At 45.3% G+C, this 9,316-nt stretch carries 10 protein-coding genes and 1 rRNA gene; 10 read left to right on the top strand and 1 reads right to left on the bottom strand.

Annotated elements, in window-relative coordinates; all coding sequences use genetic code 11:
- Positions 1–11 precede the first annotated feature (11 nt).
- The 5 genes from rrf (at position 12) to tsaD (ending at position 2,783) form a co-directional block, all read left to right on the top strand.
- A 5S ribosomal RNA gene (rrf, locus tag GQ671_RS12840) occupies positions 12–126 on the top strand.
- A 106-nt stretch (positions 127–232) separates the two neighbouring features.
- Complete coding sequence (tsaE, locus tag GQ671_RS12835; RefSeq protein WP_160657995.1) at positions 233–700, top strand: tRNA (adenosine(37)-N6)-threonylcarbamoyltransferase complex ATPase subunit type 1 TsaE; 468 nt, start codon at positions 233–235, stop codon at positions 698–700.
- Positions 681–1,337: a tRNA (adenosine(37)-N6)-threonylcarbamoyltransferase complex dimerization subunit type 1 TsaB gene (tsaB, locus tag GQ671_RS12830; protein ID WP_160657975.1), complete on the top strand. Its 657-nt coding sequence runs from the start codon at positions 681–683 to the stop codon at positions 1,335–1,337. The genes tsaE and tsaB overlap by 20 nt, the downstream gene beginning before the upstream one ends.
- On the top strand, positions 1,313–1,768 hold the full coding sequence (rimI, locus tag GQ671_RS12825; RefSeq protein WP_322789486.1) for a ribosomal protein S18-alanine N-acetyltransferase: 456 nt from the start codon (positions 1,313–1,315) through the stop codon (positions 1,766–1,768). Before tsaB ends, rimI begins: the two co-directional genes overlap by 25 nt.
- On the top strand, positions 1,761–2,783 hold the full coding sequence (gene tsaD / locus GQ671_RS12820; protein WP_160657969.1) for a tRNA (adenosine(37)-N6)-threonylcarbamoyltransferase complex transferase subunit TsaD: 1,023 nt from the start codon (positions 1,761–1,763) through the stop codon (positions 2,781–2,783). Before rimI ends, tsaD begins: the two co-directional genes overlap by 8 nt.
- Positions 2,784–3,054: 271 nt before the next feature.
- On the opposite strand, the gene GQ671_RS12815 is transcribed toward tsaD, so the two are convergent.
- Positions 3,055–4,968: an ABC-F family ATP-binding cassette domain-containing protein gene (locus tag GQ671_RS12815; protein WP_160657967.1), complete on the bottom strand. Its 1,914-nt coding sequence runs from the start codon at positions 4,966–4,968 to the stop codon at positions 3,055–3,057.
- 137 nt (positions 4,969–5,105) lie between these two features.
- On the opposite strand from GQ671_RS12815, the gene GQ671_RS12810 reads away from it, so the two are divergent.
- The 5 genes from GQ671_RS12810 to GQ671_RS12790 all read left to right on the top strand — a co-directional run bounded on the left by GQ671_RS12810 (position 5,106) and on the right by GQ671_RS12790 (position 9,262).
- On the top strand, positions 5,106–5,738 hold the full coding sequence (locus GQ671_RS12810; RefSeq protein WP_281354851.1) for a redox-sensing transcriptional repressor Rex: 633 nt from the start codon (positions 5,106–5,108) through the stop codon (positions 5,736–5,738).
- Between the two features lie 10 nt (positions 5,739–5,748).
- Positions 5,749–6,015, top strand: coding sequence for a twin-arginine translocase TatA/TatE family subunit (locus tag GQ671_RS12805; protein ID WP_380645303.1), 267 nt, complete (start codon positions 5,749–5,751; stop codon positions 6,013–6,015).
- Positions 6,016–6,069: 54 nt separating this feature from the next.
- Positions 6,070–6,831, top strand: a complete 762-nt coding sequence (tatC, locus tag GQ671_RS12800) for a twin-arginine translocase subunit TatC (protein WP_160657961.1) — start codon at positions 6,070–6,072, stop codon at positions 6,829–6,831.
- Between the two features lie 12 nt (positions 6,832–6,843).
- A complete protein-coding gene (locus GQ671_RS12795; protein ID WP_160657957.1) occupies positions 6,844–8,313 on the top strand; it encodes a glycoside hydrolase family 32 protein in 1,470 nt (489 codons plus the stop codon).
- 112 nt (positions 8,314–8,425) lie between these two features.
- Positions 8,426–9,262 (top strand): MurR/RpiR family transcriptional regulator, encoded by an 837-nt coding sequence (locus GQ671_RS12790; protein WP_160657954.1) that lies wholly within the window; start codon positions 8,426–8,428, stop codon positions 9,260–9,262.
- The last annotated feature ends 54 nt before the right edge of the window (positions 9,263–9,316 follow it).

Genomic DNA, 9,316 nt, shown 5'->3' with positions numbered 1-9,316 from the left:
ATTCAATATTGTCCGGTGGCGATGGCGGAGAGGCCCCACCTGTTCCCATGCCGAACACAGCAGTTAAGCTCTCCAGCGCCGATGGTAGTTGGACTGACGTCCCGTGAGAGTAGGACGCCGCCGGGCAGTACTAATACATAATTAAATTATGGATGCGATGAGCCGCATTGAGACCTTTACAGGTCTCTTTTTTTGTATAATCGGAGTATATGATAGATAAGGTGGCGTAATTATGGAGTATACTATTCAAATCAATGATCTGGGTGAAACTGAAAAGCTTGCCCGGATAATTGCGGATAATATGGAATCGGGTAGTGTGATTCTTCTTTCTGGTGATCTAGGTGCCGGGAAGACGACATTCACCCAATTTCTTGGCAGATCTCTAGGTGTCAAAAGAAGAATGAGTTCTCCGACTTTCAACATCATTAAAACTTATCGTGGGAATCAGACAATCCATCATATGGACTGCTACAGACTTGAGGATAGTGGTGAGGACCTGGGATTTGATGAATATTTCAACGGCGAGGATATTTCGATTGTAGAGTGGCCACAATTTATTGAAGACTTCCTGCCTGATGAACGTCTATCAATCCATATTACCGTTGCAGATGAAGAGACGCGTGTTTTCAGTTTCAACTCATCCGGTACGGAATATACAAAAATAATGGAGGCATTGGCATATGATTTCCCTTCTAATTGATACTTCCAACAGGCCATTATCTGTTGCACTCAACAAAAATGGCTATTGTCTGGCGGAAATAAATACAACCGTGAAAAAAACACATTCTGCTACAGTGATGGTTCATGTCAGCCGGCTGTTTGATATAGCTGGGTATAATCGAAATGATATTGATCGTATTATAGTTGCCCGGGGACCCGGTTCCTATACTGGTGTCCGCATCGGTGTCACTGTTGCCAAGACACTGGCGCACGCACTCGGGGTGGATCTCTATTCCGTATCTTCATTGGCTGTCATTGCAGCATCAAGCAACAAGGAAGGCATACTGGCTCCGATGTTTGATGGCAGAAGAGGGAATGTATACAGTGCAGCCTATCGATTGGGACAGAATGGAATGGATGAGGTTGTGCAGGCTGGATACAGATCCCTTGATGCATTGAATGAACAGTTGGCAGAATATCCGGAACATCAATGTCTTCTGGATGGTGAAGAGAAGTTCAGCGAAGATGTAGAATCATTTCTTCATACAGTCCCGCGTATCAGTACGATTGAGAAGTATGAATCCATGATGCGCCAAGAGGATGTCCATGGTATGGTGCCTGAATATCTGAAAGTATCGGAGGCTGAGAAAAATTGGATGGAGCGCACGCAACAATAAGAGAAATGACGATTGATGACCTGGAAGCAGTATATGAAATCGAGTGTGCTTCTTTTCCTCAGACTTCCTGGAATATAGAATCATTCCTGAGGGAACTGACTGCCAACCAGTTCTCATACTACTTCGTCATCGAAAAAGAAGACAGCATTGTCGGCTATTGCGGCATGTGGCTGGTCATCGACCAGAGTCAGATTACAACCATTGCCGTCAGTAGCAGGGAGCAGGGCCAGGGCTATGGCCGCCAGCTTATGCAGCACGCCAAGTCGTATGCAGAAAAATCTGCTGATATACTGTCGCTGGAAGTAAGTGTAGATAACGAAAAGGCGATGAAGCTTTATGAAAAAGAAGGATTCCTTTATGGAGGAATCCGTAAAGATTACTATGGACCCGGAAAGGATGCACATGTCATGTGGGTGAAGCTGAATGAATGAAGATGTCATTATACTGAGTATCGAGACGAGTTGTGATGAAACAGCATGCAGTATTATTAGAAACGGTAATGAAATTCTATCCAATGTTGTCGTCAGTCAGATTGAGAGTCATAAACGTTTCGGCGGAGTAGTGCCGGAAGTGGCTTCGAGACATCATGTTGAAACGATAACACTAGTAATTGAAGAAGCACTCCAGACGGCAGGTCTTTCGCCTCCAGATCTATCCGCTGTGGCGGTGACTGAAGGTCCCGGCCTGATTGGTGCACTGCTGGTCGGCATCAATGCAGCCAAGGCATTCAGCTTTGCACATGAATTGCCGCTGATTCCTGTACATCATATTGCAGGTCACATATATGCCAACCAGCTCGAGGAGGATCTCCAGTTTCCACTCGTCTCCCTCATCGTCTCCGGAGGTCATACGGAACTGATCTACATGAAAGATCATATGTCCTTTGAAGTCATTGGAGAAACAAGAGATGATGCAGTTGGCGAAGCATACGACAAGGTAGCCAGAGTCATCGGACTGCCGTATCCGGGTGGCCCCCATATCGATCGTCTCAGCAAGGAAGGCGAAGATAGTTTCAACTTTCCGAGACCCTACCTTGAGCCGGGCAGTTATGATTTCAGCTTCAGTGGCCTGAAGTCTTCGGTCATCAATACACTGCATAATCACAGGCAGAAAGGCCTTGAAGTGAAGTCTGCGGATGTAGCAAGAAGCTTCCAGGAGAGCGTCATTGATGTATTGACGAAAAAAACAATACAGGCGGTAGCGGATTATGAAGTTGAGAACTTGATTATTGCTGGTGGTGTAGCAGCAAATAGCGGGCTCCGAGCGCAATTTGAAATACTTTGCCAGGAGCAGGATATAAAATTAAGTATCCCTGCTCTGAAATACTGTACCGATAATGCAGCAATGATCGGCGCCGCAGCATATCATCTTTATAACAATAAAGCATTCGGCGATCTGGATCTGAATGGCAGAAACTACATCGATATAGAAGAATACAGCATATAAAAAGGCAGTCCCAAAATTGTGGACTGCCTTTATCTTCGAATGTAGAACATTTGTTTCGTTATTGGCTGTGGATAACTTGTTAGTAATATTGTTATAAGCTTGTCAAAAGGCGTGGATGCTGGGGATATAAGTGTGGATAAAGATGTGTATAAACTGTTGGCTTTGTGGATAAAGTGCAGAGATGCCCGATACAAGGCACTTCTTAATGTGTATAAAGCTGTATGTCTTACCTGACCGTTCAAATCTTTAAAAAAGAATGTACGTTCCTATCCTATACTTCTTCAATCTGTTCTTCGAGCGCTTCCCATTCCAGCATCTGCTGCTCCAATGCTTCTTTCCGATCATTCAGCTGCTGATCGTATTCGGCGGCTTTTTCATAATCCCCATAAACTTCAGGTTCAGCAAGTTTTTCTTCAATCGTTGAAATTTCTTCTTCCAGTTCAAGGATCATTTCTTCAACTCTGGCAGCACTACGCTTCAATTTCTGCATTTCATTGCGCTTCTGCTTCTGCTGATGGTAATCTGAACCGTTCTGCCCACCTGCCTGGCTGTTTTCGGTCTGGATGGTGAGGGAGGCCTGTTCGTCCTTCTTATGACGGTAGTAGCTGTAGTCGCCGTTATAGACCTTTACATGCTGCTGATCCATTTCAACAATCTTGGTAGCGATGCGGTCGATGAAATAACGGTCGTGCGAAACAAACAGGATGGTTCCTGGGAAATTCTGCAGTGCTTCTTCAAGTACTTCCTTACTATCGATATCCAAGTGGTTGGTCGGCTCATCCAGTATGAGCAGATTATTCTTTTCGAGCATCAGTCTGGCAAGCTGTATACGTGCTTTTTCGCCACCGCTCAGATCATTGACACTTTTCAGCACTTCCTCCTGGGTGAACAGGAAACGGCCGAGCACTTTGCGGACGTCGCTTTCATTCATTTCAGGATACTCATGCCACAGCTCTTCCAATACATTTCTATTGGAAGTGAATTCCGCCTGCTTCTGATCATAGTAGCCGATGGAGACATTTGTACCGTAGATGATTTCTCCCTCATGTCTCGGCAGTTGCTTGGCAATGGTCTTTACAAGAGTGGATTTACCGATACCGTTCGGGCCGATGATGGCGAGCCGGTCACCCTTGTCGACATTCAGATCGATGCCACTGTTCAGCGTCTCCTCGTATCCGATGGCGAGCGATTTGATTCTCAGCACGTCATTTCCGCTTTCTCTTGTTATATCAAAGGAGAACCGTGCACTTTTCCGATCGATCATCGGTGTGTCCATGCGATCCATCTGCTCAAGCTTCTTGCGTCTGCTTTTTGCCATATTGCTTGTCGAGGCTCTCGCTATATTTTTTTCAACGAATGTTTCAAGCTGTTTGATCTCTTTCTGCTGATGTTCATATGCTTTCACCTGAAGGCTGAAGTTCTTTTCCTTTTCCTTTACATACTTCGTATAGTTGGAGTGGTAGAGTGTTCCACGGTGCATCTCCACTTCAAAGATCTTATCCACGGTCCGATCCAGAAAGTAGCGGTCGTGGCTGATGATTGCGATTGCCCCTGTGAAACTGTTCAGATACTGTTCAAGCCATGCCACCGTACTCATATCGAGGTGGTTGGTCGGCTCATCAAGCAGCAGCAGATCAGGTTTCGACAGAAGCATCTGTCCGAGTGCAAGCCGTGTTTTCTGGCCGCCTGAGAAAGCATCGACATTGCGTTCAAGGTCGCTGTTTGAAAAATTGAGCCCGGTGAGTACAGTTTTGATCTGGGCATCGATGGTATAGCCGCCGCTTGATTCAAAAGTATTCTGCAGACGATCGTATTTCTCCAGCTGTTCGTCATATGACAGGTCCTGGTAGTCATGTTCTGCAAGCCAGGCGGTCGTAGCATTCATTTCTTCCTGGGTGCGCAGCAGTTCGGCAAAAGGCCGCATCATTTCATCCCGCACAGTCTGCGTGGATTCAAGTGTCATCTGCTGGGTGAGATATCCGATGGAGATGCCTTTCGGGGTCGTAATTCTGCCATCTTCGACACTGAGCTCACCAGCCATCATCTTCATCAGTGTCGTCTTGCCAGCACCGTTCTTGCCGACGATGCCGACGGTTTCTCCTTTTTTGATTTCAAGATTTATATTTGTAAAAATCCGGTCTGTACCGAATGATTTTCCTACATTTCCTAATTGCATTACTATCATATGAATTCCCCCACTTCATTCAATTTTACAACAAACAAGTCAAAAAAACGATGAAATTAAGTGACAATGACTACACGACGAAAATAGAGATATGCTATAATATACCGACAGAGTGCAATAGAAAAGGTGTGGGACATTTGAACAGTAAAAAGAAAATCCCAAACGCAACAATGAAACGTCTCCCTTTATACTATAGATTTTTCAAGAATGCCGAGAAGACAAGTGTTGACAGAGTTTCCTCAAGGGAGATCAGTGAAGCACTGGATATCGATTCAGCCACAATCAGGAGGGACTTCTCCTATTTTGGTGAACTTGGCAGAAAAGGCTATGGCTATAACGTCAAAAGCCTGCTGAATTTCTTCATGGAACATATCCAGGGTAATGAAGTGAGAAATGTGGCAATCATTGGTGCAGGGAACCTGGGCAGTGCATTATTAAACTACAAATTCAACAGCATAAATGATAGAATGAATGTGGTAGCTGCCTTTGATAGTAATGCTCAGATTGTCGGGACATCCATCAATGGCACGACAGTATATCATTCGGATGAGCTTGAGGATCTGATCAGTAGACACAGCATAGATGTTGCGATACTCACTCTGCCGGTGGAGGTCAGCCAGGATATGGCTGAGCGTCTGGTGGAAGCAGGCATCAAAGGCATACTCAACTTCACACCGATCAGATTGAATGTAAGTGATGAAATCTATGTCCATAATATAGATTTGAGCGTTGAATTGCAGGCACTATTCTTTTATATGAAACATATCTAGGAGGGATACTATGCTCGAAACATTAATGCCGGTGACACTGATGGCAGTAGGCCCGACAAGTATGATCGTAATTGCTGTTGTAGCATTGATCATATTTGGACCTAAAAAATTGCCGCAGTTCGGACGTGCGATGGGTTCAACTTTAAGAGAGTTTAAAGATGCAACCAAAGGTCTCGCTACCGACGACGATGATGATGACGAAGACGACGACAAGAAGAAACAGCCAAAGAAAATCGAAACAGTCGAAGTCGAAAAAGTTGAAGAAACTAAAGTATAAAGGTCTGAAGAGGTGGCGGAAGCCGCCTTTTTTTTAAAGAGGTGAAAATGAAGTATGAACGACTCGGAAAAAAGGGAGATCACCGAACATCTGGATGAATTGAGGAAACGGCTGCTGATTGTCATGTACTTTTTTGTCGGCGCCATGGTTATTGGATTTTTCCTATCCAAGCCACTGATCTACCAGATGCAGAATGCACCCTGGACGGAAACCATCCAGATGCACGCGTTCCAGGTGACCGATCCCCTGAAAATCTACCTGATGATCATCATTGTCATCGGTTTTGTCATCGTGCTGCCGGCGATACTCTACCAGCTCTGGGCATTTGTTTCCCCAGGACTGTACAGTAACGAAAGAAAGCTGACTTTGGGCTATATACCGATTGTCATGGTCCTCATGCTGCTCGGTATGGCTTTTGGGTATTTTATTCTTGTACCCTACATCATCCAGTTCACTTTTGAACTATCCGAGGAGATGGGCATCGAAACCACGATCGGAATCAACCAGTATTTCGGCTTCCTGTTCAGGACGGTACTGCCATTCGGCGTCATATTCCAGATGCCGATCCTTGTGCTGTTCCTGACACAGCTCGGACTGCTGACACCACTATTCCTCAAGCAGAACAGAAAATATGCCTATTTCATCCTGCTGGTGGTTGCGGCACTCGTTGCGCCACCGGATGTAATGACACATATACTGCTTACCGTGCCGATGATCATCCTGTATGAAATCAGCATCTTCATTTCCAAAATTGGCTATCGCAGACATCTGAAAGCAGAGCAGAAAGCATTAGAAGAATCATTGGATTCCGACTAGGGGGTATTCCAGATGAAATTCAATCCGGATGCCAGAGCGTCTCTGGCGCTTGATGGCAGCAGTGAAAATTGGACTGGTCAGATTGAGAAGGCACAGGAGAATCCGTGGCGGCAGAAATATCATATCCAGCCGCCTGCGGGCAGCATGAATGCATTGGACGGCTTTGTATACTATGAAGGCAAGTACCATATTCTATATCAGTGGGCGCCTTTCTACACGCAGGGCAGAAAGTATCTGTATCATGTAGTATCGGACGATCTTGCTGTATATCATAATCTTGGAATAGTGGATGCATTACCGGACGGAGCCGATTCAGGCTCCGCTTCTGTAATGAATGATATGCATGTATATCGCACGATAATGGATGGGGATACCTCACTCCAGCATCATACGGCATTCAGAGAAGAAGCGGGAGGGCTCCGCCCACTCCATACAGCATCCATCATAAAAGGTGCACCAGAAGGTTATGCTCCGATTGTGAAAGATCCAAAAGTGTGGAAAGAAAATGGCAGATATTGTATGATAATGGGAGCAGCTACTAAGAATGACTTCGGGCGTGTGCTCTGCTTTACCGGCACGAAACCTGAAGCATTTGATTACATAGGCGAGCTCAAGACAGAGCTCGACCAGTTCGGTTTCATGTGGGAATCACCCGAACTGTTTGAACTGGATGGATTCCATATCCTCATGTTCTGTCCACAGGGACTCGACAAGTATCAGCACAGCTACTGGAATATCTATCAGTCTGGATATGTTCTCGGCAGAACGGATATGGACAAGATGACCATGAAGCATGGGGACTTCCATGAACTGGATCAAGGCTTTGATTTCTATGCGCCGGAGACGACGCAGGATGCTTCCGGCAACCGTTACATCATAGGATGGATGGGGATGAAGGAGACGGTCTATCCAACAGATGGAGCATGGTCCCACTGCCTGACGCTGCCCCGGACACTGTCCATTGAAAATGGTGTGCTGAAGCAGAGGCCGGCAGCCGCACTGGCAGCTCTGAGAACAGCTGAAATGACAGCAGAAGGATATTTTGATCATCGCCCGAAGAAGATGAAAGACTTCTACGGTGACAGCTATGAGCTTACAATGGATATTCTTGAAAATACTGCTACACAGTTATACATTAATCTGAGAGTAAGCAGACGGGAACAGACCAGTCTGATCTACGATTCAGGAGCACATACACTTGCTCTTGATACGACTTTCAGCGGTGAAATGCCCGAAAATGTCGATGGGACTGTTAGGACAGCGAAGCTCGATGCACCGCTTTTCAAACTTCAGATATTCGTTGATGTTTCAAGCATAGAGATATTCATCAATGATGGGGCAGCTGTCATGACAGCACGCATCTTCCCTTCAGAGAAAGCCGAGGGCGTGGAACTGTCTACTGAAATGGGCAATTGTCATGTCAGAATGTCCAAGTACGAACTGAAGTCTCTGGCATCCGAACCAACCATTCAAGAGCAATGAGGGAACCGGGTTTCGGAATTTGCACACAATATTGTTTCAATTCTGCTTATAATCGATTGAGTATTCTGTTATTATAAATATACATACAGTAAGGGTGAGAGGAGAAAAGGATATGTTTTCGGTACTGAGTCAGATTCGCAAACGTTACGAATATATGACACCTGTAGAGCAGCGGATTGCAGATTTCATGTTGGACAATCCTGCCAAAGTCATCAACATGCCCGTCAAGGATATCGCAAGAAACAGTGATACAAGCGATGCAGCCATCGTCAGATTTTCCAAAAGGATTGGCCTTGCTGGCATCAAAGAACTGAAAGTCGAACTTGCCAAGGAGCTCCATACACTGGAAAAGGAAAATATATCAAGGGTCATTGATCTCGAGCATGACACCCATAAGGATATTTTCGATAAAGTATTCAAGAATACGATACAGGCGCTCTACAACACAGAAAAGATTGTCGATCGTGACACCATGAAAAAAGCGGCCCAGCTTTTCGCCAAATCCGACAATACTTTCATATTCGGTCTCGGAGATTCCGCCAATATCGGAAATGAACTGGAACAGAAGCTACATAGAGTCAATATCAATGCGTTCTTTACTTCAGACAAGTACCTCTGCATGACCCGGCTGTCAAATGCCACAAAAAATGATGTCCTGTTCCTCATCACCCTGTCCGGCAAGACAAAGGAAGTGGTCGAGGTTGTGAAGCTTGCCAAAAAATTGGGTGTCAAGACCATCATACTGACCCAGAACCATGCTTCCATAGCAAAGCGCAATGCCGACATCGCAATAGAAATCACCGAGGAAGAAACAAACATCCAGTATATGAACATGACAAGCCGTATCGCCCAGCTCGTCATCTGTGATGTCCTGTTCTTCTATATTTGCCGGGAACTTGGGTCCTCGGCGTATGAGACCATCATCAAAACATATGATGTCACCCATTGAACTCCTTTCACACTGAAAGGAGTTTTTTTAGTTCATATAAACATTTCTGATACA

It is taken from the genome of Salinicoccus hispanicus (assembly GCF_009831115.1).
In the GTDB taxonomy this organism is placed as follows: Bacteria; Bacillota; Bacilli; order Staphylococcales; family Salinicoccaceae; genus Salinicoccus; species Salinicoccus hispanicus.
The sequence above is the reverse complement of the archived record's forward strand: the minus strand, read 5'-3'. Positions and strand labels throughout refer to the sequence as shown.

Excerpts from the sequence above, each read along its gene's own strand:
- tsaE (WP_160657995.1), top strand. The coding sequence starts at position 233 with ATGGAGTATACTATTCAAATCAATGATCTGGGTGAAACTGAAAAGCTT.
- tsaB (WP_160657975.1), top strand. The coding sequence starts at position 681 with ATGATTTCCCTTCTAATTGATACTTCCAACAGGCCATTATCTGTTGCA.
- tsaD (WP_160657969.1), top strand. The coding sequence starts at position 1,761 with ATGAATGAAGATGTCATTATACTGAGTATCGAGACGAGTTGTGATGAA.
- GQ671_RS12815 (WP_160657967.1), bottom strand. The coding sequence starts at position 4,968 with ATGATAGTAATGCAATTAGGAAATGTAGGAAAATCATTCGGTACAGAC.
- GQ671_RS12805 (WP_380645303.1), top strand. The coding sequence starts at position 5,749 with ATGCTCGAAACATTAATGCCGGTGACACTGATGGCAGTAGGCCCGACA.
- tatC (WP_160657961.1), top strand. The coding sequence starts at position 6,070 with ATGAACGACTCGGAAAAAAGGGAGATCACCGAACATCTGGATGAATTG.
- GQ671_RS12795 (WP_160657957.1), top strand. The coding sequence starts at position 6,844 with ATGAAATTCAATCCGGATGCCAGAGCGTCTCTGGCGCTTGATGGCAGC.
- GQ671_RS12790 (WP_160657954.1), top strand. The coding sequence starts at position 8,426 with ATGTTTTCGGTACTGAGTCAGATTCGCAAACGTTACGAATATATGACA.